This is a genomic window from Segatella sinensis (genome assembly GCF_040095255.1).
Taxonomy (GTDB): Bacteria; Bacteroidota; Bacteroidia; order Bacteroidales; family Bacteroidaceae; genus Prevotella; species Prevotella sinensis.
Map to the genome: position 1 here is coordinate 1 of NZ_JBBNGE010000031.1, position 23,079 is coordinate 23,079.

The window sequence follows — 23,079 nt, forward strand, 5'->3', positions numbered from 1 at the left end:
CCTTGGTCGGAAGTATAGGAGATGTTTTCCTGTGTCAGTTCCTTGATGGCTCTGAGGATGGTATCAGAGCTGCATGTGCGCAAGGTCGGATGATACGAGAGATGACGCATCAGATGCGATGTTACATCCTCCACGCATGAACCGCCACAGAAGTATACGCTCATCAGAGAACGAATAATTTCGCTGTACTGGTATCCGATGATACTGCGGCATCTCTGACCAAGTGTCTGGTCGATAATAGGTGAAAGCATGGAGTCAAATTGCTCCATGATTGAAAAAATTCCTCCAAAAGGTGTGAGTTTTTCAGATTTTATTTGTACCTTTGCCATGTCTTGTTACGATTTTCGCTTGTTTTCTAATTGCAACACTAAGATAAGTGAAAAATCTGACATGGCAAAATCCTGAGCAACTTTTTGTTGCTCAGGAACTTATAAATAAAGTTAAATTATAGTGTTGCGGAATTAAGGATATATAATAAGGTATAGGGGAGTGAAATGTAAGAATAAATAAATAAACTAATTTATTTAACTCGAATAACGAAAATTAATTCATTAAAATTTGGTTAGTATTAAAATAAGTGGTAAATTTGCACCCGAATAACAAAACTAACAATCGAAATGAAAAATAAAAAGTTTTATCCCTGGTTAGTTGTAGCGCTCCTCTGGGTGGTTGCTCTTCTCAACTATATGGATCGTCAGATGCTTTCCACTATGCAGGCCGCCATGAAGGTTGACATCGTGGAATTGCAGCAAGCTGAAGCCTTTGGCGCTTTGATGGCTGTCTTCCTTTGGATCTATGGTATTGTGAGTCCATTTGCCGGTATCGTAGCTGATAGAGTCAGTCGAAAGAAATTAGTAGTAGGAAGTCTCTTTGTCTGGTCTATGGTGACCTATCTGATGGGATATGCCTCCAGTTTTGATCAGCTTTACATGTTGAGGGCGTTGATGGGTATTAGTGAGGCGCTTTACATCCCTTCTGCCTTGTCTCTCATTGCTGACTGGCATGAAGGAAAGTCCAGATCTCTGGCCATCGGTTTTCACATGACCGGTTTGTATGTAGGGCAGGCTATCGGAGGATTTGGTGCTACCGTGGCAGCAGCCTTCTCCTGGCACACCACTTTCCACTGGTTCGGTATTCTCGGAATCGCTTATTCTGTCGTATTGCTTCTGTTGTTGCACGATAAAGACAAGGATACTGCGAATGTGGCTGTGGCTCAGCAGGGAAAGCCTGCAAAGGGCGGATTGTTCCAAGGCTTATCTGTTGTGCTTTCTACTTGGGCATTCTGGGTGATTCTCTTCTATTTCGCAGTTCCTTCTCTTCCAGGTTGGGCTACCAAGAACTGGCTTCCAACATTGTTTGCAGAGAATCTGGGTGTACCTATGTCTGAGGCTGGTCCGATGTCAACTATTACCATCGCGGTTTCCTCATTGTTTGGTGTACTCTTCGGCGGTGTACTTTCCGATAAATGGGTTCACAAGAACATCCGTGGCCGCGTTTATACCAGTGCCATCGGTCTGGGAATGACGATTCCTGCTCTCTTCCTCCTGGGCTTCGGCCACAGTGTGGTAGCGGTAGTGGGAGCTGGCTTGCTCTTCGGTATCGGTTACGGTATGTTTGATGCCAACAATATGCCAATCCTCTGCCAGATTATATCGGCAAAATATAGAGCAACAGCCTATGGTATCATGAATATGGTGGGCGTGTTTGCCGGAGCCATGGTTACCCAGGTGATGGGTAAGTTCTCTGATGGTGGTAATCTGGGCTTGGCCTTTGCCGTATTGGGCGTGGTGGTTATCGCAGCGCTGACACTTCAGCTGGTTTGCTTGAAACCAAAGACAGATAACTTGGAATAAAAAAGAAAACGTAAATTTTAACTAACTTACATTAATATATATATAATTATGGAAAAGATCATTGGACTTATAGATGCACCGTTTACTCCTTTTTATGCTAACGGTGATGTGAACTTGGAACCTATTGAGGCTTATGCCAAGATGCTTCAGAAGAACGGTCTGAAGGGTGTGTTTATCAATGGTTCATCAGGCGAGGGCTATATGTTGACCACCGAGGAGAGAATGCTCCTTGCTGAGAGATGGGTAGCCGTAGCTCCAAAGGACTTTAAGATTATCGTTCATGTAGGAAGCTGCTGCCTCCGTGAGAGCCGTCGTCTGGCTGAGCACGCACAGAAGTTGGGTGTTTGGGGTATCGGTTCAATGGCTCCTCCATTCCCACATATCGGCCGCATCGAGGAACTGGTGAAGTATTGCGAGGAGATTGCTTCTGCTGCTCCTGAACTTCCTTTCTACTACTATCATATTCCTGCATTCAATGGCGCTTACCTGCCAATGCTCGATCTGTTGAAGGCTGTAGATGGACGCATTCCTAACTTCGCTGGTATCAAATATACCTTCGAGAGCCTGTATGAGTACAACCAGTGCCGTCTCTACAAGAACGGTAAGTACGATATGCTCCACGGTCAGGATGAGACCATTCTCCCTAGCCTGGCTCAGGGCGGTGCCCAGGGTGGTATCGGTGGTACAACCAACTACAATGGTAAGGAGTTGGTAGGCATCATCGAGGCTTGGAAGAACGGCGACATCGAGACAGCCCGTGAGAAGCAGAACTTCGCTCAGGAGGTTATCAACGTCATCTGCCACTATCGTGGTAACATCGTTGGCGGTAAGCGTATCATGAAGTTGATGGGCTTCGATTTGGGTCCAAACCGTACTCCATTCCGCAATATGACCGATGAGGAGGAGCAGGCTATGAAGAAAGAGTTGGAGGCAATCAACTTCTTCGAGCGTTGCAATCAGTTTTAAGTAAAATACACTAGAACCAGTAAGAATGAACATAAAAGAATATATTAAGCAGTGGGCTGAATCTTATAAGACTGATCTTACAGAGAACATCATGCCATTCTGGATGGAGCATGGATGGGATAAGGTAAACGGTGGTGTTTACACTTGTCTTGATAGAAATGGAAGTCTGATCGATTCCACCAAGTCAGTGTGGTTTCAGGGTCGATTCGCCTTTATATGCGCCTATGCATATAATAATGTAGAGAAGAATCCGATGTGGCTGGAGGCTGCGAAGAGCACCCTCGACTTCATCGAGAAGCATTGTTTCGACGAGAATGGAAGAATGTACTTCTCAGTCACAGCCGAGGGCAAGCCATTGCGCATGCGCCGCTACGTGTTCTCTGAAACCTTCGCAGCCATTGCGATGTCTGAATATGCCCTGGCTACCGGCGAGCAGAAGTATGCCGAGCGTGCCCTGCAGATTTTCAAGGACACCCAGCGCTTCCTTACCACACCAGGCATCCTGGCTCCTAAGTTCGAGGAATCAGTGCAGTTGCAGAGCCACAGCATCATCATGATTCTCATCAACGTGGGTTCATGCATCCGCAAGGTTATCAACGACCCTAAGCTCACCGAGCAGATTGATGAGTCAATCGCCAAATTGAAGAAGTACTTCATCCACCCGGAGTTCAAGTGTCTTCTGGAGACGGTGGGCATGAACGGTGAATTTGTGGATACCTGTATGGGCCGCACCATCAACCCGGGTCATTGCATCGAGACTTCATGGTTCATCATGGAAGAGGCAAAGCAGAGAGGCTGGGACAAGGAGATAACCGATATGGCGCTGCAGATCTTCGACTGGTCTTGGGACTGGGGATGGGACAAGCAGTATGGCGGCATCATCAACTTCAGAGACTGCAGAAATCTTCCTTCGCAGGATTATTCTCAGGATATGAAGTTCTGGTGGCCACAGACCGAAACCATCATCGCTTCTCTCTATGCTTATCTGGCAACAGGTGATGATGAGTATATATACAAGCATCAGCGCATCAGCGAGTGGACCTATGCCCACTTCCCGGATACAGAGTTCGGCGAGTGGTATGGTTATCTGCACAGAGACGGAACCGTGGCACAGCCTGCTAAGGGTAATCTCTTCAAGGGTCCGTTCCACATTCCAAGAATGATGATCAAGGCATATTCGTTGTGCCAGGAAATTTTGAACAAAGAATAAAAATATGAACAAGAACTTAGATTTGTGTATATCGAATCTGGGCACCGTAAGAAACAATCAGTATCAGATGGCGATCCTGCCATGGGGAGCAACAGAGCCTCATAACCTGCATCTGCCATATCTTACTGATTGTATCTTATCACATAGCATCGCAGTGGATGCTGCCGTACAGCTTGCTGCCGACAAAGGCGTGAATTGCATGGTGCTTCCTCCTGTGGCTATGGGTGCCCAGAATCCCGGACAGCGTGATGTGGCTTTCTGTATCCATTACCGATATGAGACTCAGAAGGCAATTCTGCAGGATATTGTAGAAGCGTTGCAGCATCAGGGAATCAAGAAACTCCTCATCGTGAATGGTCATGGAGGAAACACCTTCAAGAACATGATTCGTGATCTGGCTGTGGATTTTCCTGATTTCATCATTGCTTCCAGTGAGTGGTTCAAGATGAGCAATCCAAAAGATTTCTTCGAACAGCCAGGTGATCATGCTGATGAAGTGGAGACTTCTGTGATGATGCATTATCATCCTGAGTTGGTGAACTTGAAAGAAGCTGGCGAAGGTGCAGCCAGGGGATTCAGAATTCCTGCATTGAATAGCGGAAAGGTCTGGATTCCTCGCAACTGGTCGATGGTATCAACGGATACCGGTATCGGAAATCCCGCTTTGGCTACAGCCGAAAAGGGCAAGATGTTTGCAGAAGCCGTTGTTCGTGAATATGTTGAATTCCTCTATCAGTTCTCTCTGGCAGAAACAGTATCTGATTTGTATTAAATATAAGTAATAGAAAATCTAAATAGTAAAAATATGATTTTTTCAGCAAATATAAGCAAGGCATTGTGTCTTGCTACCATGGGTATTTCCCTGATGATGCCTGCACAGGTTGCTGCTGCAACCCCTGCTATGGCTGTTGAGACACAGGCTGTGAACGCTCAGGGTGGCATCACCGTCTTCTCTAACAAGGATGCACAGTATCGTATTCCTGCCATCGTAGAGTGCAAGTCGGGTAAGTTGATTGCATTTACCGATCATCGTTATCACAACAGAGATATCGGTGGCGGCCGTCATCTCGACATCGTGATGAAGACCAGTATGGACAAGGGCGCTACCTGGAGCTCTCCAGAGCAGATGGTGGCTAAGGGCGGAAGCGGTATTGCTACCAGTTTCGACTGCGCCCATGGCGATGCGGCTGTCGTAGTAGATAAGAAGAGCGGCAGAATCCTCCTGATGTGTGCATCGGGCGGCATCGGCTATTGGGAGTCAAAGCGTGGCAATCTCCTGATGATGGGTAGATACTATAGCGACGACGAGGGTAAGACATGGTATGGCGAGGAAGTGACCAAGCAGATTTACGACCTCATCCCAGAAGTGGAATCAGCCTTCTTTACCAGTGGTAGAATCTGTCAGAGTAAGCAGATCAAGGTAGGCAAGTATTATCGTATCTATACCGTGTTGTGTACCCGCAGCGGTAACCGCATTCTCTATAGCGATGACTTCGGTCAGACTTGGAGTGTTTTGGGCAAGAATGTAGCTGAGGCTGCTCCTCACGGAGATGAGGCTAAGATCGAGGAATTGCCAAACGGCAATGTATTGCTCAGCAGTCGTGCGATGGGCGGACGCCACATCAACATCTATACTTATGAGGATAAGAAGACTGCCACAGGCTCTTGGGGCAAGGTAATAGCTTCTGATGCCAAGAATATGGGTGTTGCTGCTCACAAGAACTCTTGCAATGGCGAGGTTCTCATAGTGGATGCCAAGAAGAATGGCAAGAAGGTAAAGCTGTTGCTTCAGAGTGTTCCGGTAGGTCCAGGCCGTAACAACGTAGGTATCTACTACAAGGCATTGGAGACTCCTGCTGATTACGCTACCCCAGAGGCGATTGCCAAGAACTGGGAAGGCTGCTATCAGCTGAGCAATACCACTTCAGCCTATTCTACCATGGTTCAGGGCAAGGATGGCAGCATCTACTTCCTTCTGGAGGAGAATGCTTTCAGAGAAGATCCTAAAACCCAACCTGATGACTATTACGACATTCGATTTATGAAATTGAACGTTGGCCAAATAACGAACCATAAATACAAATAATAATAATAACTAATTATCAACTTATGAACATGAACTCAGATTTGAAACAATTAGTCATGGCTGTATCTTTGGGATGCATGGGCGCTTCGCCAGCATTCGCAGGTACTAACAGCTTGGCTGTGAATGCCACGCAGCAGACCTCTACCTGCACAGGTGTGGTTGTTGATGACCTTGGAGAGACCGTTATCGGTGCTTCTGTACTCGTGAAGGGTACTTCCAATGGTACTGTTACCGACTTGGACGGTAAGTTCTCTTTGAGCAATGTGAAGAAGGGTGACATCATCGTCATCTCTTACATCGGCTTCGATTCACAGGAAATCAAGTTCGAGGGTCAGCCTCTCAGCGTAACCATGAGCGAAAACAAGCAGGTTCTTGCCGAGGTGGTGGTTACAGGTTACGGTGGTCAGCAGAAGCGTGCCACATTGACTACTGCAATCTCTAAGATGGATAATAAGGTATTGGAGAAGGCTGCTGTCAGCAACGTAGGTAATGCGTTGCAGGGTACAGTAACAGGTCTCCGCGTTATCAGCGAGTCTGGTCAGCCAGGTGCAAGCCCTAACATCACCCTGCGTGGTGGTGCTTCTATCACGGGTGGTCATAATGGTGCCCTCATCGTTGTGGATGGTATTATCCGTGAGAGCTTGAGCGACATCAACCCTTCAGACATCGAGTCAATCCAGGTTTTGAAGGACGCAGCTTCTACCGCTATCTACGGTGCCCGTGCCAACGGTGGTGTTATTCTGGTTCAGACCAAGAACGGTCAGGCTGGTAAGACCACAGTTAACTACAAGGCTAAGCTCGGTATGAACTTCTCCCGTCAGGGTTACGATTTCCTCAATGCACATGATTACATCTACTACAACCGCTTGGGTTACAAGCGTTATACCAATAATGCTCCAAGTGCCGCTTCTGTAGATAACCAGATGGGTTATGGTATAGGTAACAAGTTGTTCGATATCCGTTATCTCAATGATGATACCAAGCATCTCCAGAGCGAGGGCTGGCAGTTAATGGACGACCCATACTACGAGGGCAAGCAGATACTCTATAAGGATTACAGCGGTCAGATGGAAGATGCAACCTTCCACGATGTAGCGCTTACACAGGATCACTACCTGAGCCTTTCTGGCGGTAACGACAAGGGTACCTTCTCTGCAAGTCTCGGTTACTACAACGAGGATGGTGCTGTCAAGGGTACAGGCTACAAGCGTTTCAATGGTGCTTTCAACGGTTCTTACTGGGTACTTCCTTTCCTGAATGTAAAGGCTGGTACTACCTATAGCTGGGCTAAGCAGCCTTCTCTGTGGATCGGTACATACGAGTTCTTCTATCGTTCCCGTTCACAGCGTCCTACATGGAATCCATATCTGGAGGATGGTACTCCTGCTTCTGGTTGGGGTACAGGTGACGGTAACCCAGAGTACTACCGTTCTCGCTTGACCAGTACTGATGGTACACGTAAGCAGACTTACAATCTGGGCTTCGATTTGAATATCATCCCTAAGAAGTTGGTCTTCACCGGTAACTCTTCATTGTATCACTACGATTACCAGTACGAGAGCTTCAACAAGTCTTACCAGCAGCAGAACCAGGGTTCTCCTAATACAACCCGCGAGGCTTCTGCCAACATTACACGCTTCACTCAGATTCAGTTGAGCGGTACCTTGAACTATCACGATACCTTCTTCGAGAATCACAATGTAGATGTGATGGTGGGTGGTGAGTACTTCGACTACCAGTACTTCAATTTCAATGCCAAAACCAGGAACTCTCCATTCGATAGCATCCATACATTAAATGTAGGTGCCGACCGCACCGCTACAAGCAGCAGCAAGACAGGCTATCGCATCGAGTCTCTCTTCGGTCGTGTGAACTACGACTTCAAGCAGAAGTATCTCTTCTCTTTCACCTATCGTTACGACGGTATCTCTAAGTTGAAGGACAACCGTTGGGGTTTCTTCCCAGGTGTATCTGCAGGTTGGAACATCATGGAGGAGGATTTCTGGAAGAACTCTAAGATTTCCAGCGTCATCAGCAACTTGAAGCCACGTGTAAGTTATGGTATCAACGGTAACGTAAACGGTATCGGTAACTTCGATATCTATGGTCTTTACAAGAAGTATGGTAACTATGGCGGTCAGACTGGTTACTATAACTCAACCCTTACCAACACTGCGTTGAAGTGGGAGCAGAGTAAGTCGTTCGAGGCAGGTCTCGATATCGGTTTCTTCAACAACCGTCTGGGCTTTATCCTCGACTACTATAACCGTACAACAGATAACTTGCTTACTGATATCAGTTTGCCAGGTTACACCGGTTTCTCTAGCATGAAGACTAACTTGGGTAAGCTCCGCAACTCTGGTTTTGAGATGGAGGTACGTGCCAACATCATCAACAGCAAGGACTTCAAGTGGGATGTTACAGCTAACCTCACTTCTGTAGCTAACAAGGTTCTCCAGTTGCCAAGCAGCGATAAGCCAAACAACCAGATTGGTGGTTACGAGGTAGCAGCTGGTAAGGTAGATGCCAACGGCAAGACTCCAACCAAGTGGATTGGTGGATACCGTGAAGGTGGCAAGTTGGGCGACCTGGTAGGTTACCAGCAGCAGCATATCTTCAGAGATTGGGACGATGTAAAGGCAAATGCCAACGAGCGTGTTGACGACATCGCACATCTTTATGGTCCAGGTTTGGCAGACAAGATTAATCCTGCAACCGGTAAGACTTATAAGGAGTCTAATGGCTGGAAGCCTATCGAGCCAGGAGATGTATGCTGGGAAGACGTGAATGGTGATGGCCATATCAGTCAGCTCGACCGCGTGGTAGTAGGTAATATCTTCCCTAATGTGACTGGTGGTTTCACCACAACATTCGGTTACAAGAACGTATCTCTCTATGCACGTTTCGACTACTCATTGGGACACACCATCTACAACGACCTCAAGGCTCGTTCTTTGGGACAGTATCAGGGTTCGTTCAACCTCATCGACAAGGTAAAGGATACATGGTCTGAGACTAACCGCGATGCAGACCTTCCAGTATTTACATACGCTGACCAGTTGAACAAGATGAATATCACCCGTGAGAACAATGGTTACACCGCAGTCAACGGTAACAGCTCCCGTTTCTACGAGAAGGGCGACTATCTGGCACTGCGCGAGATTACTCTCAACTGGAACTTGCCAAAGACATGGATCAGCAGAGTAGGCATGCAGAATGCTTCCCTCTATGTAACAGGTCAGAACCTGTTCTACATCACTGGTTATGACGGAGCTTCTCCAGAGCCAGCAGCGTATAATGGTTATGGCGCAGGTATTGACAACGGTCGTTACCCAACACCACGCACATTACTCTTCGGTTTATCAGTAACATTCTAAAATTTGACTAAAATGAAAAAGTTTTTGAAATATATTGCAGCAGGCTGCATGGTCTTCTCAATGACTAGCTGTCTTGATGTAGAACCACAAAGTGAGATTACTGATGCTGGCTACTGGAAGGAAGAAGGCCAGTTCAGTTCTGCCAATACCGGTCTCCAGGCGATGTTCCGCGACCGTACCTTCACTCTTTTCGAGTGGGGTGAGATGCGTACCAATCTCTATGGTGGCAGTTCTTTCTCTGGTGAGGCAAGTAGTGGATATGAGTTCATGTGGAACAACCTCTTGAGCCAGGCAAGTCCAGCCATCAGCAACTATGGTGGCTGCTACGGACTTATCAACCAGCTCAACCTGATGATTGCCAAGGCTGAGAATACCGATATTATCAAGGAGGCAGCCAAGAGTAACTATCTGGGTTCTGCATACGGTATGCGTGCATACATATACTTCCAGCTGTTGAGAACCTATGGCGATGTCATCGTAGTGACCGACTATACCAAGGGTAGCGACATCAGCATCGGCAACATGGGTAAGGCTGCTTCTCCAGCAGCTGAGGTAATGGCTCAGATCAAGAAGGATATCCAGGCTTCTGAGAAGGCTTATGGCGACAACTACAAGTTTGCCAACGGCAGAAACTACTGGTCTCTGGCTGCTACCAAGATGCTCAAGGGTGAGGCTTATCTCTGGAGCGGTAAGCAGATGGGCGGCGGTAACGCTGATTATCTGATTGCCAAGGCTGCTTATGAGGACGTGAAGAAGGCTGACGTAGCTTTGCAGAACGACTTTACCCAGGTATTTGCCTTTAACAACAAGAAGAACAAGGAGATTATCTACGCTGTTTATTACGGCAAGGATGAGAAGACTATGTGGAATGATACCTTCCGCTTGACTTTGGTGATGGGTTCTATGTTCTTCAAGAACTACTATGAGGCTGATGGTACTTCTCTGGCTGAGTCTGCCATGGGTAATATGGACGGTGTAATGCGTATATCTCTCAACAAGGATATGTGGAAGGAGCTTTATCGTGACGGTGATACCCGTAAGGCTGGTAGCTTGAAGGATATCTATGCCAAGAACGAGGATGGGTCGCTCAAGTATGTTGGCAACATCCAGTATAAGTTCCAGGGTACCTTGCCAGAGGGTTACAACCAGCGCCAGTGGCTCGATGATTACCCAATCTATCGCTATGCTGACTGTCTCTTGGGCTTGGCTGAGGCTAAGGCTTTGCTGGGCGAGGATCCTGCTGCTGAGATCAACGAGGTAAGAAAGCGTGCTTACGGCGAGGAGTACTTCAATGCTCACCAGGCTGAAGTGGCTTATCCTAATGATACAGACGCTTCATTCTATGCCAACAACTCTTTCGTAGGCAGCGATGCCAATGTCATTGAGGCTGTATTGAAGGAAAGATGCCGCGAGTTCCTCTTCGAGGGTAAGCGTTGGTACGACCTCCGTCTGATGGGTACAGAGTATGTTACCAAATATACTTCTGCTCAGGCAAGCAAATTGTTGTGGCCTATTGACGAGAATACTCTTGGCTTGAACAGCCAGTTGCACCAGACTCCTGGTTACGAACAATAAGGGTATATGGAAGTGTCGATAAGACACATCATCTTGTTTGATTATAAAAGTGAGAAGAGAGGGATTCGTTCCCTCTCTTCTTTACAATTTTTTCTCTCTTGAATCAACTTTGTAAATCATCATATATCATCAACAAAATCAACCTAAATAAAATATGAATCGACTCTTGCTTTTTGTGCTATCTATATTTTGGTGCATGGCTGGCATCTCTGCCAATCATCCTTCTTCATTGTTGCCTCTGCCTCAGAAGTATCAGTTCAACGGCAAGAAATCCAGCGGCGAGTTGACAGTGGAGGAAAAATATGTGAGCCAGATTGAAGGAGCTAAATTCCAGGAAGAGGCTTACCATCTATTGATTACCAAGAAAGGCATCCTTCTGGAGGCTACCACCCCAAAGGGTATGTATTGGGGACGACAGACGCTGGAACAGCTGAAAACCACTAAGAATAAAAAGATATATTTGCCACAGTGTGAAATCACCGACTGGCCTGCCTTCCGTATCCGTGGCTTCATGCACGATGTGGGCAGAAGCTTTATCCCAGTAGAGGAACTGAAGCGCGAAATCAGTCTGTTGAGTAGATACAAAATCAACGTTTTCCATTGGCATCTTACTGAAAATCAGGCTTGGCGCCTGGAATGCAAGAAATATCCGCAGCTCAATGCTCCAGAGAATATGGAGCGTGAGAAAGGAAAGTATTATACATTAGAAGAGGCCCGACAACTCGTGGAATTCTGCAAGCAGCACCAGGTGCTCCTGATTCCGGAAATCGATATGCCGGGACACAGTGCTGCCTTTGAGCGTACCTTCAAGACCGATATGCAGAGCGAGAAGGGCACTCAGATTCTGAAAGACATCATCGATGAGGTATGCGCTACGTTTGATGTACCTTATCTCCATATAGGAACCGACGAGGTTCAGTTCACCAATCCGGATTTCGTTCCGATGATGGTGAAATACATCCGCGACAAGGGCAAGAAGGTTATCTCCTATAACCCTGGCTGGAACTATAAACCGGGCGAAATCGACATGACGCAGCTCTGGAGCTATCGTGGAAAGGCACAGAAGGGCATCCCTGCCATCGACTGCCGCTACCACTATGCCAACCATTTCGATACCTACGCCGACCTGGTGGCGATGTTCAACAGCCGCATCTACAACCAGCCAGAGGGTAGCGACGACCTGGCTGGCTGTATCGTAGCCTTTTGGAACGACCGATACATTGACAATACACCTCAGTTGTTGGCAGAAAACAACTTCTATCCTTATATGCTCACCCTGGCAGAGCGTGCCTGGCGTGGAGGCGGCAACTGCTATTTTGATGGCAAGGGCACCCTGCTGTGGGAAGACGAGCCGGAGCAGTTGGCTGCTTTCAAGGAATTCGAAGACCGCCTGTTGTGGCAGAAGAATACCTGGCTGAAGGAGGTTCCATTCCCATACGTCCGTCAGACCCAGAGTGAATGGCAGATTACCGATGCCTTCCCTAACGGAGGCGATTTGAACAAGGTCTTCCCTCCAGAGGAGAAAGAAGATTCCGTATATCAGTATGAGGGCAAGACTTACAAGACCCGCAAAATCATCGGCAACGGCATCTATCTGCGCCATGTATGGGGCACGCTGGTTCCCGGTTTCTACGCCAACCCTCAGGAGAACCACACCGCTTATGCCACCCGCTGGATTTATTCTCCAAAGGAAAGAAAGGCGAAGCTGGCGCTGGAGTTCCAGAACTACAGCCGTTCTGAGAGCGACCTGGCTCCCCGTCAGGGCACCTGGGATTACAAGTGCAGCCGTGCATGGCTCAATGGTCAGGAAATCATGCCTCCTGTATGGAAGAACACGAATGCCGAGCGTTCTAATGAGATAACGTTGAAGAATGAGAATTACATGTCTCGTCCTGCGATAGATATTACCCTCAAGAAGGGGTGGAACAAGCTGATGCTGAAACTTCCTGTCGGCAAGTTCTCTTCTAAGGAGACCCGACTCGTGAAGTGGATGTTCACGGCAGCGCTGGTTGATGAATAAAAGAACCGAATCAGGTTGATGAATAAAAAAGTATTATAAGATAGGTTTATATATATGTTGTATGGTAAGTTAAAGTTTCCTAGTAGAGTGTTGGCAGCAGTTTTGCTGTCGGTACTCTCGATGGGGCTCCAGACAGTAAATGCAGCCCCAAAGAAAAAAGCTGCCCAAAAAGTAAAGGTGGCTTGTGTTGGTAACAGTATTACCTATGGTACTGGTATCCAGGATAGAGAACATTACTCTTATCCTGTACAACTTCAGAAGATGTTGGGCGACAAGTACCTGGTAGGTAACTTCGGTAAGCCGGGTGCTACCCTGTTGAAGCATGGACACCGTCCTTACATGCAGCAGGAAGAGTACAGACAGGCAATGGCGTTCAAGGGCGATATTGCTGTCATCCATTTGGGTATCAACGATACGGACCCAAGAAACTGGCCCAACTATCGTGATGAGTTCGTGAAAGATTATCTTTCCCTGATGGACTCTCTGCGTTCCGTGAATCCGAAGGTACGTTTTATTCTGGCTCGAATGACTCCGATTGCCCACCGCCATCCCCGTTTTATCTCGGGTACCAAGCAGTGGCATGATGAAATACAGGAAGCTATCCAGGTGGTAGCAAAGGTGAGTGGGGCGGAAGTGATCGATTTCCATGCTCCTCTCTATCCTTATCCTAATCTGTTGCCGGATGCCATCCATCCGAATGCGGAAGGTGCCGGCATCCTGGCTAAAACCGTTTATGGCGGTATTACCGGAAATTATGGTGGACTGCAACTGTCCGATCTCTATACGGATGATATGGTTTTGCAGCGCAATGTGCCGCTCGATATCCATGGCATCGCCAATACAGGCGAGATGGTGATGGTAAGCATTGCCGGACAGAAGGCTACTGCCATTGCCAATAACCGTGGTGAGTGGAGTGTTACCCTGCAACCTCTGCAGGTAGGCACTGATTATACGCTCACCATTCAGGCTGGCAAGCAGAAGAAAGAGTTCCGCCATGTGGCTGTAGGTGAGGTCTGGTTGTGTTCGGGACAGTCGAATATGGCATTCCGATTGAATCAGGCTGTTACCGGCAAGAAGGACATCGCTCAGGCTGATGACCCTGATTTCCGACTTTTCGATATGAAGGGAAGATGGGAGACTTATGATGTGGCTTGGCCGGCATCCTGTCTGGATTCCCTGAATCATCTGCAGTATTTCAAGCCTACTACCTGGAAGAAGGTTTCTCCGGAAACCGCAGCCCAGTTCTCTGCCGTAGCCTATTATTATGGTAAGATGTTGCGGGATAGTCTGAAGGTACCTGTGGGATTGATCTGCAATGCCGTCGGCGGTGCTCCTACGGAAGCCTGGGTAGATAGAAATACCTTGGAAACCCAGTTTCCGGCTATCTTGAGAGACTGGTTGCACAATGACTTTATCCAGGATTGGGTAAGAGGCAGGGCTGCCAGGAATCTCACCCACGATGCTACTCATCTCGGTCGTCATCCATACGAGCCATGTTATCTCTACGAGAGTGGTATCCTGCCGTTGCAGCAGTATCCTATCAAGGGAGTAATCTGGTATCAGGGTGAATCGAATGCCCACAATATGAATGCTCACGAACAACTCTTCCGCCTTCTGGTGGATAGTTGGAGAAGCAATTGGAAGAATCCGCAGATGCCTTTCTATTTCGTGCAGTTGTCTAGCCTGAACCGTCCTTCCTGGACCTGGTTCCGTGACAGTCAGCTCCGATTGATGAAATCCATCCCGAATACCGGAATGGCGGTGTCTTCCGACCAGGGAGATTCGCTTGATGTGCATCCTACGAACAAGCAGCCGGTGGGTGAGCGTCTGGGTCGCTGGGCTTTGAACCAGACCTATGGTCATAGTGTAACCCCCTCAGGTCCTATATATAATAAGGTGGTAAGAGAGGGTGAATCGCTGGTGATATCATTTACCTATGGCGATGGTCTCCGTACTTCCGACGGCAAGGCTCCATCCTGCTTCGAGATGGCAGAGGAAGAGGGTCTCTTCTATCCTGCACAGGTGAAGATTGAGGGAAACAAGGTTCGACTCACTTCCCCAGAGCTCAAGGCACCGAGATTTGTGAGATATGCATGGCAGCCTTTCACACATGCCAATCTGGTGAACCAGGATGGTTTGCCGGCATCTACATTCCGGGGAGAAATCAAAACGGGCATCAAGTCCCTGTCTGGCTTTCCTTCAGGTGAGGCTGGCTATGAGCTCGGTGTCTCAGCTTGTTATTCCGGATTCATCGGCGACTACCTGATAGTGGCTGGTGGCTGCAATTTCCCTGAACCTGGAAAGAAGAAGTACTATTCGGGTATCTATGCAGCGAAAGTGACAGGCAACGAGGAAACCTTACATTGGGAGATGATAGGCAACTTGCCTGAACCTGCGGCTTATGGTGGTGTGGTAGCCACTGGTGATAGCCTGGTTCTGGTTGGTGGATGCAATTCCGAACATAGTTTGAAAACCGTCTTGAGTTTCCACTTGGACAAGAAGAGCGGCAAACCGGTATTGAAATCCTTGCTAGACTTGCCTTGTACGGTAGATAACATGGGCGTCTGTCTGATGGACAATCGCCTGTTTGTTGTGGGGGGCAATCAGGATGGTCATCCTTCCGCTTCCGTTCTCACCTGTGAACTCGGAAAGAATCTGGAATGGAAAAGGGAAACGGAAATGATTGGCGAACCGAGAGTTCAACCGGTCTGCGCTGCCTATGATGGCAAACTCTATGTCTGGGGCGGCTTCTATCAGAATGGCAAGTCAAGTATCGTTGCCACATCGGGATTGCGTTATCTTCTCCAGGGCAAATGCTGGAATCCGCTTCCGGCACCCCGTGATGGCGAAGGTAAGGAACTCACCTTGACGGGCGCTACTGCCATGCTGGCTGTGAGTCCTGACGGTGAAGCCCAGATTATCTGCGCCGGAGGCGTGAACCGTGATATCTTCTGGGATGCCATCAGCGGAACCTATTCCAAGGTGGCACAAGCTGATTATTTGAAGAAGGACATTTCGTGGTATCAGTTCAACGGTTGTCCTTTGACATATCAACTGAAAACTGAACGCTGGGAAATTCTTTCCCACCAAACCCCTCTACTGGCTAGAGCGGGAGCCCAAGTGGCAATGCGAAAACATACATTATATTATATTGGCGGTGAATTGAAGCCTGGTCTTCGTTCACCCGGTATAGTTCAGTTAGATTTACGTTAATTAATGATTCTACCAGTGTGGTATGATAGTCTGGCGAGGCTTCATCTACACTGGTTTTTCTATTTTATGAAGGTTTGTTGCAAAATGAAAGTTAAAACCATTATTTTCCTTTTATTTTGTATTGTGTTTCTTAAAATGAGTTATCAAATAGAAAGCAAACTGAAATAATTAAAGCAAAAAGTAAGTAAATAGCCATTAAATTAATCAAATTGTCGTACCTTTGCACTCGAAAACGAATAATATGTAATTTAAATTATAGGAGAGATTAACATGAAAAAGATCGAAGCAATTATCCGCAAGACGAAATTTGAGGATGTAAAGGAAGCTTTGCTTGCCGCCGACATTGAGTGGTTCTCTTACTACGATGTAAGAGGAGAGGGCAAGATGCGACAGGCTCGTATCTATCGTGGTGTCATGTATGATACCAGCAGTATTGAGCGAGTGTTATTGAATGTTGTCGTGCGCGACAAGAACGTAGAGAAAACAATTCATGCCATCCAGGAGGCAGCCCGTACCGGCGAGATTGGTGATGGTCGAATCTTTGTAATTCCTGTAGAGGATACCGTAAGAATCCGTACAGGTGAAAGAGGCGACATCGCTCTTTATAATGCGGAGCAGGAAAAATAAGATGTGGAAGGGAGGAGAGAGATTAGTTTTCAGATTGTATCAACACTTTAAAGATTTTGTGTTATGAGTGTACAGGATTTAGGAATTTCATTAGATACCGTATGGATGCTCTTGGCAGCCATGTTGGTCTTTTTCATGCAGCCGGGATTCGCCCTCTGCGAGGCGGGCTTTACCCGTAGTAAAAACACCGCGAACATCTTGTTTAAGAACTTCGTTGACTTCATGGTCGGTTCGGTTCTTTTCTGGTTCGTAGGTTTTGGATTTATGTTTGGTAGCGATGGTGCCGGATTCATCGGTATGCCTAACTTCGGCGATCTTTCTTTTTACAAGAATGCAGCTGGTCTTCCTACAGAAGGTTTCCTGATGTTCGAGACCGTATTCTGCGCTACCAGCGCTACCATCGTTTCAGGTGCCATGGCAGAACGTACCAAGTTCTCTATGTATTGCATCTATTCATTCTTCATCTCATTGATTATCTACCCTGTAGAAGGTCACTGGACATGGGGTGGCGGTTGGCTTTGCAATGCTGATGCTGGTTCATTTATGATGGACACCTTTGGTGCTGCCTTCCATGATTTCGCAGGTTCTGCCATTGTACATAGTGTTGGTGGTGTCCTCGCCTTGGTAGGTGCTATCTGCTTAGGTCCTCGTTTGGGTAAGTACCGCAACGGCAAGAGCATGGCTATCCCTGGTCACAACCTGATGGCTGCTGCCCTCGGTGTATTCATCCTCTGGTTCGGATGGTTCGGATTCAACCCTGGTTCTCAGCTCGCTGCTTCTGGTGAGGTTAACCGTGTTGCTATCAGCCACGTATTCCTGACCACCAACCTGGCTGCTGTCTGCGGTGGTTTGGGTACTATGTTTACATCTTGGATTAAGTATGGTAAGCCATCATTCTCATTGACATTGAATGGTATCTTGGCTGGTCTGGTAGCCATCACAGCTGGTTGCGACTTGGTTAGTCCATTGGGTTCAGCCATCATTGGTCTTCTGGCAGGTATCATCCTGGTATTCTCTATCGAGTTCATCGATACCAAGCTTCATATTGATGACCCTGTAGGTGCTAGCTCTGTACATGGTGTATGTGGTATCTTCGGTACCTTGATGACAGGTCTCTTTGCCCTCGATGGCGGCGCTTTCTATGGTGGTGGCTTCGGTTTCTTCGGAGCACAGGTCTTCGGTATCCTCGTTATCGACCTTTGGGCAGCTGCAACAGGTATCATCCTCTTCTGGGGTATCAAGAAGATTGCTGGTCTCCGTGTTGACAAGCGAATCGAGGAGGAAGGTCTCGATATCTACGAGCATGGTGAGAGTTGCTACAACTAAAGTACTTTCATATATTGACGAGAGAGATTATTGATAAAAGTTTTGGTAGGCAAGGTTTTTTGTAGTAACTTTGCAGCCAAAACTTTTTAGAACAGGAATGGAGCTGGTGGATGGATTCGCCGCCTACAACAGAAAAGAGGTGGATGAGTTCTACAGTTCCTTATTATTAACGGAAAAACAAGAGAGATTATGAAGAAGATTTTAGATATGAAGAAGATGGGTGCCTTGGCACTCGGTTTGATGGCTTTTGCTCCTGCTGCCATGGCACAGGACGAGGTAGAAACTTCTATCAGTGCTGATATCGTAAGCCAGTACTACTGGCGTGGTCAGGATTTGGGAGCCGTTTCCCTGCAGCCTACCTTGGGTATCGGATATAAAGGTCTATCTCTTACTGCTTGGGGAAGTGTAGGTCTTTCTCAGCCGGAAGATACCAAGGAGTTTGATCTTACCTTGGCATACGAGACTGGTGGTTTCCATATCGGTGTAACCGATTACTGGTTCAACTCTCCTAACGAGAAGTATTTCGCTTACAAGGCTCACGAAACTTCTCATGTTTTCGAGGCAAATGTAGGTTATGATTTCGGAGCACTTGCCCTCAACTGGTATACCAACTTTGCAGGCAATGATGGAGTCAACAAGGATGGCGACCGTGCCTATTCATCTTATCTCGAGGCTACAGCTCCATTCAAACTCGGAGGTTGTGATTGGGAGGCGAGCGTGGGTGCCGTGCCATTCGCTACATCATTCTATGGTGATGCCAATGGCTTTGCCGTAACCCATGTAGCAGTGAAAGCCACCAAGGATATCAAGATTACCGATTCCTTCAGTGTTCCGGTCTTCGCTCAGGTAGCTGCTAACCCTAGCACAGAGAAAGCTTATCTGGTAGTGGGTTTCACCCTGCAGCCATAAAGTGAGGTCATTTTTTCAGTTAGCATAAATATAAATGCCGATAGTTCTGAAACATCAGAAACTATCGGCATTTTCTTTATATATAATAATGTGTATTACAGGTTGTTCAGCAAGTCTGCCTTGCCATCATTGATCAGCTTGATGACCAACTCTCCGAAGAGGGTGTTCTGCCATGCGAACCAAGGACGGGTGTATTTAGAGGCATCGTCCTTGTGGAAAGACTCATGGATGAATCCCATGCCGGCATCCGTATTCAACAGCATCTTCATGCAGAAGCGGATCTCGTCATCGCTCTGTGCGGTGAAGCACTTCATCATGATAGACATAGGCCAAGGCATGTCGTAACCGATGTGTGGACCACCGATACCTTCGCCAGCCTTGCCACGGAAGAAGCAAGGATTGTCCTCACTCCAAACGAAACGGCGGGTGTTCTGATAGATAGGGTCGTTCATAGGAACATCACCCATATATCCCATACCCAGGAGAGAAGGAACGTTGGAATCGTCCATCAGGAGCTGATTGCCGAAACCATCTACCTCGTAAGCATAGATCTTGCCATACTTAGGATGGTTGTAGATAGCATACTTCTGCAGAGCAGTATGTACCTCGTCAGCCAGACTGCTGCAATCCTGCGCAATCTTCAAGGCTGCATCTTTCTTTGCAGCATCCTTCTCTGCCACGTGCTTCAATATCTCTGCTGCCTTGTTCATGGAAGAAACTGCCATGAAGTTGGATGGAATCAGGAATGGAAGGATGGTGGCATCATCTGAAGGGCGGAACATGGAAGCGATCAGTCCTACTGGTTTTACCGGAGCGCCGAAGCCGTCCCAACCGATGGTATCGAAGGCACGGTCAGAAACACGGGTAAAGTGATAAGCCTTGGCTGTCACCTTGCGCTGCTGTTCGTGGAAGGTCTTCAGGATATTCTCGATAGCCTTCATCCATACTTCGCCGAAAATAGAGTCATCGCCTGTCACCTTCCAGTACTCGTAGGCCAGACGGATAGGGTAGCAGAAGGAGTCGATCTCATATTTGCGCTCGAATACATCCGGCTGCATCTTGGTGCGGTCTTTCTGCCAGCCGGCACCGGTAGGACCGTCATTGAAGGCATTGGCGTAGCGGTCGATGTTGATGCACTTCAACTGGCGGAGAATCACACCCTTCAGCATCTTCTTCAACTTCTCGTCCTTGTTGGCGAGGGCTACGTAAGGCCATACCTGGGCACCTGAGTCGCGGAGCCACATGGCTGGAATATCACCGGTATATACGAATGTATCATCATCACCATTTTCGAGCACACGGTAGTGAACGGTACTCTCCAGGGTGTTAGGATAGCAGTTGGCAAACATCCACGCCAGCTTTGGATTCTTCTTCAGGAGTTTCTGTACTTCCTTGATCTTCTTCTCTACAGCTGTAGAAGTGAAGAGACGGTCCTCTACAGGAGGACGCTTTGACTCATATTTGCCATTCACCGGGGTTACCACCTTGGTATAGCGTGCATGCACATCTACCTCAGCATTCTCCTGAGCCATAGCGCTCATGGAGGCAAGAAGAGCCAATGTTAAAATAGTCTTTCTCATTATTTATATTTTTGTTAGTTAGTGCTTGATTCTTATGGACGGTCGGCAGGACGGGTTCCCCACTTCGATGGCTGGTTGCCCATCTGCAGTTCGAGGGTGCCGCCCTTCATGATGTCGTTGTACATGATGTATGACTTGCTGTATGGCTTGCCGTTCAACTTCACAGACTGTACGTACATGTTTTCCTTGCTGTTGTTCTTGCAGACGATGTTGAAGGTCTTGCCCTTGCCCACGTTCAGTTCTGCCTTGTCGAAGATAGGGCTGCCGATGATGTACTTGCCGCCGGCTGGCTCTACCTGATAGAGACCTACGGAAGAAAGCACATACCATGCAGACATCTGACCTACGTCCTCGTTGCCGCTCAAACCGTCGAAGTCATCCTTGTACATCTCGTCCAGAGTCTGTCTGAGCAGACGGGCAGCCTTCCAAGGCTGACCTACATAGTTGTACATGTAGAGAACATGATGGCTAGGCTCGTTGCCATGGGCATACTGACCAATCAGACCAGAGATGTCTGGAGAGGCATTGTCGCCCATCTCACCGGTAACGATGAAGAGAGAGTCGAGCTTGGTCACGAACTTCTTTTCATTGCCGAAGAGCTTCCCGAGTCCGTGAACATCATGTGGAACCAGCCAGGTATATTGCCAGGCATTTCCCTCGGTATAGTCATCTTCACGATGCTCTGCTGCGAATGGGTTGAAAGGAACACGGAACTTGCCGTCGGAACCCAGACCGCGCATAAAGCCGGTCTCCTTGTCGAAGTACTTGCTGTAAGCCTTTGATCTGTTCTCGAAGTACTTGGCATCTTCCTTCTTGCCCAGCATGCGAGCCACCTTTGCCACGCAGGCATCAGCCAGCGCATATTCCATTCCCTTGGCTACGGTTTCCTTGGTAGGCTCCTTGTCGTATGGCAGATAACCGTGCTTCTTGAGCAATCCCAAACCACGCTCATCGAGCATAGCCGACTTCTTCATCGCCTCGTAGGCTCCTTCCTTATCCTTCACATAGCCCTTCAGTACCATATCGGCAAGAACAGGAATACCAGGGTTGCCCACCATACAATTGGTTTCGTTACCCATCAGATGCCATACTGGCAACTTGCCCTGCTGGCGATAGATATTGATGAAGGTGCTAGCCATATCTGGCAACATGTCGGTATGGATCATGGTCATCAATGGATGAGCTGCACGATAGGTGTCCCAGAGTGACAAGGTGGTATAATTGGTGAAGTTGCCGTCATAGACCTTGCCGTCGGCACCGCGATACTGACCGTTGACGTCTGAGAAGACAGATGGGGCAGTCATGGTATGATACATGGCTGTGTAGAAGATGCGGCGGGAGGTAGAATCGCTGGTCTCGATGTTCACTTTAGCCAATTCCTTGTTCCAGGCAGCATCTGCATCAGCTACTACCTGACGGAAATCCCAGCCTGGAATCTCTTTCTCCAGGTTCAGCTTGGCATTCTCTGCACTCACAGCCGACAAACCGGTCTTTAACAACAATGGCTTGGTGACATCAGTAGCGGTAATCAGCCATCTGCCGGTGCCCAGTGGCTTCACGGTAACAGGCTGAGAGAATTCTGCGAAGAAGAATGCCTTTTGGTCGTTCGCCCATCCCTTGGAGAAACGGTGACCTGCCACGGTGGTAGCTGTGGTGTTATCTACATTGAAGTCCTTGGCTGCATCCCAACCGATACCCTGCTTCAGGTCGAGTACCAGCTGTGCCTGCTGGGCATCAGCACCAAAGGTATAGCGCTGGAAGCCGGCACGCTGGGTAGCGGTCAGCTCCACCCATACATTAGGCTGCTGCAGTTTGACTGCATAGTATCCAGGACGCACGTTCTCGTTGTCGTGACTGAACTTGATTTCTTTCTGGTTGCCATCTGTTACGGGCAGGAAAGCCACGTCGCCCAGGTCGCCGATACCGGTACCGCTCAGGTGCTGGTGTCCGAAACCGATGAGGATGGAGTCAGAATGATGATAGCCGGAGCACCAGTCCCATCCGCGGGATGGTTCTGTAGGACCTAGCTGGACATATCCGAACGGAACGTTGGCTCCGAGGAAAACGTGTCCATGTCCACCTGTTCCGATTCTAGGGTTGACAAACTGGGTTAGATTGCTCGACTTAGCCTGTTGAGCAAGCGATGCCTGAGAGTAGCCGCCGGCTAATACGCAGGTCATCATTAAAAGATTTATAAGTTTCTTTCTCATAATGCTATAGTAACATCTACGGAATAATTGAATAAATTAGGTTATTTGTAATAAAACACAATAATGTTGCAAAGATACTAAAAAAATGGGAAAAACGGCACTATTCTATATATTTTTTAACTAAACT

13 protein-coding genes and 3 pseudogenes are annotated in these 23,079 nt (G+C 47.8%); 13 read left to right on the plus strand and 3 right to left on the minus strand.

What is annotated here, in order from left to right:
• Window positions 1–329 (minus strand): annotated as a pseudogene (locus AAAT87_RS09635) (IS1380 family transposase); the annotation flags it as partial.
• A 288-nt stretch (window positions 330–617) separates the two neighbouring features.
• Here AAAT87_RS09635 and AAAT87_RS09640 point away from each other — a divergent pair.
• The 13 genes and pseudogenes from AAAT87_RS09640 to AAAT87_RS09700 all read left to right on the plus strand — a co-directional run bounded on the left by AAAT87_RS09640 (window position 618) and on the right by AAAT87_RS09700 (window position 19,162).
• Window positions 618–1,853 carry an MFS transporter gene (locus AAAT87_RS09640; protein WP_295024127.1) on the plus strand — a complete coding sequence of 412 codons (1,236 nt, stop codon included), beginning with the start codon at window positions 618–620 and terminating at the stop codon, window positions 1,851–1,853.
• 48 nt (window positions 1,854–1,901) lie between these two features.
• Entirely contained in the window at window positions 1,902–2,819 is a 918-nt protein-coding gene (locus AAAT87_RS09645; protein WP_117663526.1) for a dihydrodipicolinate synthase family protein, read from the plus strand.
• A 25-nt stretch (window positions 2,820–2,844) separates the two neighbouring features.
• Window positions 2,845–4,029: an AGE family epimerase/isomerase gene (locus AAAT87_RS09650; protein WP_295024129.1), complete on the plus strand. Its 1,185-nt coding sequence runs from the start codon at window positions 2,845–2,847 to the stop codon at window positions 4,027–4,029.
• A gap of 4 nt (window positions 4,030–4,033) precedes the next feature.
• Window positions 4,034–4,801 (plus strand): creatininase family protein, encoded by a 768-nt coding sequence (locus AAAT87_RS09655; RefSeq protein ID WP_294969463.1) that lies wholly within the window; start codon window positions 4,034–4,036, stop codon window positions 4,799–4,801.
• Between the two features lie 33 nt (window positions 4,802–4,834).
• The gene (locus tag AAAT87_RS09660; RefSeq protein ID WP_349226278.1) at window positions 4,835–6,115 is read left to right on the plus strand and encodes a sialidase family protein; all 1,281 of its coding nucleotides are present in this window, start codon (window positions 4,835–4,837) and stop codon (window positions 6,113–6,115) included.
• A 77-nt stretch (window positions 6,116–6,192) separates the two neighbouring features.
• Window positions 6,193–9,492, plus strand: a complete 3,300-nt coding sequence (locus tag AAAT87_RS09665) for a SusC/RagA family TonB-linked outer membrane protein (RefSeq protein WP_349226289.1) — start codon at window positions 6,193–6,195, stop codon at window positions 9,490–9,492.
• 12 nt (window positions 9,493–9,504) lie between these two features.
• Window positions 9,505–11,067, plus strand: a complete 1,563-nt coding sequence (nanU, locus tag AAAT87_RS09670) for a SusD family outer membrane lipoprotein NanU (protein ID WP_349226279.1) — start codon at window positions 9,505–9,507, stop codon at window positions 11,065–11,067.
• Window positions 11,068–11,221: 154 nt separating this feature from the next.
• The gene (locus tag AAAT87_RS09675) at window positions 11,222–13,087 is read left to right on the plus strand and encodes a family 20 glycosylhydrolase (protein ID WP_349226280.1); all 1,866 of its coding nucleotides are present in this window, start codon (window positions 11,222–11,224) and stop codon (window positions 13,085–13,087) included.
• Window positions 13,088–13,207: 120 nt separating this feature from the next.
• Window positions 13,208–15,244 (plus strand): annotated as a pseudogene (locus tag AAAT87_RS09680) (GDSL-type esterase/lipase family protein); the annotation flags it as partial.
• Between the two features lie 75 nt (window positions 15,245–15,319).
• Window positions 15,320–16,300 (plus strand): annotated as a pseudogene (locus AAAT87_RS09685) (cyclically-permuted mutarotase family protein); the annotation flags it as partial.
• A 270-nt stretch (window positions 16,301–16,570) separates the two neighbouring features.
• On the plus strand, window positions 16,571–16,927 hold the full coding sequence (locus AAAT87_RS09690) for a P-II family nitrogen regulator (RefSeq protein ID WP_089545297.1): 357 nt from the start codon (window positions 16,571–16,573) through the stop codon (window positions 16,925–16,927).
• Between the two features lie 63 nt (window positions 16,928–16,990).
• A complete protein-coding gene (locus tag AAAT87_RS09695) occupies window positions 16,991–18,253 on the plus strand; it encodes an ammonium transporter (protein WP_295025033.1) in 1,263 nt (420 codons plus the stop codon).
• A 189-nt stretch (window positions 18,254–18,442) separates the two neighbouring features.
• Window positions 18,443–19,162, plus strand: a complete 720-nt coding sequence (locus AAAT87_RS09700) for a hypothetical protein (RefSeq protein WP_349226281.1) — start codon at window positions 18,443–18,445, stop codon at window positions 19,160–19,162.
• Between the two features lie 95 nt (window positions 19,163–19,257).
• Here AAAT87_RS09700 and AAAT87_RS09705 read toward each other — a convergent pair whose 3' ends face one another.
• Both AAAT87_RS09705 and AAAT87_RS09710 read right to left on the minus strand, forming a co-directional pair.
• Window positions 19,258–20,742 (minus strand): glycoside hydrolase family 125 protein, encoded by a 1,485-nt coding sequence (locus AAAT87_RS09705; protein WP_117663519.1) that lies wholly within the window; start codon window positions 20,740–20,742, stop codon window positions 19,258–19,260.
• 32 nt (window positions 20,743–20,774) lie between these two features.
• Window positions 20,775–22,952 carry a GH92 family glycosyl hydrolase gene (locus AAAT87_RS09710; RefSeq protein WP_349226282.1) on the minus strand — a complete coding sequence of 726 codons (2,178 nt, stop codon included), beginning with the start codon at window positions 22,950–22,952 and terminating at the stop codon, window positions 20,775–20,777.
• Window positions 22,953–23,079: the final 127 nt, after the last annotated feature.

Bases quoted from the DNA above. Each gene is read 5' to 3' on its own strand.
- AAAT87_RS09695 (WP_295025033.1), top strand. From the start codon at position 16,991: ATGAGTGTACAGGATTTAGGAATTTCATTAGATACCGTATGGATGCTC.
- AAAT87_RS09700 (WP_349226281.1), top strand. From the start codon at position 18,443: ATGAAGAAGATTTTAGATATGAAGAAGATGGGTGCCTTGGCACTCGGT.
- AAAT87_RS09645 (WP_117663526.1), top strand. From the start codon at position 1,902: ATGGAAAAGATCATTGGACTTATAGATGCACCGTTTACTCCTTTTTAT.
- AAAT87_RS09650 (WP_295024129.1), top strand. From the start codon at position 2,845: ATGAACATAAAAGAATATATTAAGCAGTGGGCTGAATCTTATAAGACT.
- AAAT87_RS09660 (WP_349226278.1), top strand. From the start codon at position 4,835: ATGATTTTTTCAGCAAATATAAGCAAGGCATTGTGTCTTGCTACCATG.
- AAAT87_RS09665 (WP_349226289.1), top strand. From the start codon at position 6,193: ATGGGCGCTTCGCCAGCATTCGCAGGTACTAACAGCTTGGCTGTGAAT.
- AAAT87_RS09640 (WP_295024127.1), top strand. From the start codon at position 618: ATGAAAAATAAAAAGTTTTATCCCTGGTTAGTTGTAGCGCTCCTCTGG.
- nanU (WP_349226279.1), top strand. From the start codon at position 9,505: ATGAAAAAGTTTTTGAAATATATTGCAGCAGGCTGCATGGTCTTCTCA.
- AAAT87_RS09705 (WP_117663519.1), bottom strand. From the start codon at position 20,742: ATGAGAAAGACTATTTTAACATTGGCTCTTCTTGCCTCCATGAGCGCT.
- AAAT87_RS09710 (WP_349226282.1), bottom strand. From the start codon at position 22,952: ATGAGAAAGAAACTTATAAATCTTTTAATGATGACCTGCGTATTAGCC.
- AAAT87_RS09690 (WP_089545297.1), top strand. From the start codon at position 16,571: ATGAAAAAGATCGAAGCAATTATCCGCAAGACGAAATTTGAGGATGTA.
- AAAT87_RS09655 (WP_294969463.1), top strand. From the start codon at position 4,034: ATGAACAAGAACTTAGATTTGTGTATATCGAATCTGGGCACCGTAAGA.
- AAAT87_RS09675 (WP_349226280.1), top strand. From the start codon at position 11,222: ATGAATCGACTCTTGCTTTTTGTGCTATCTATATTTTGGTGCATGGCT.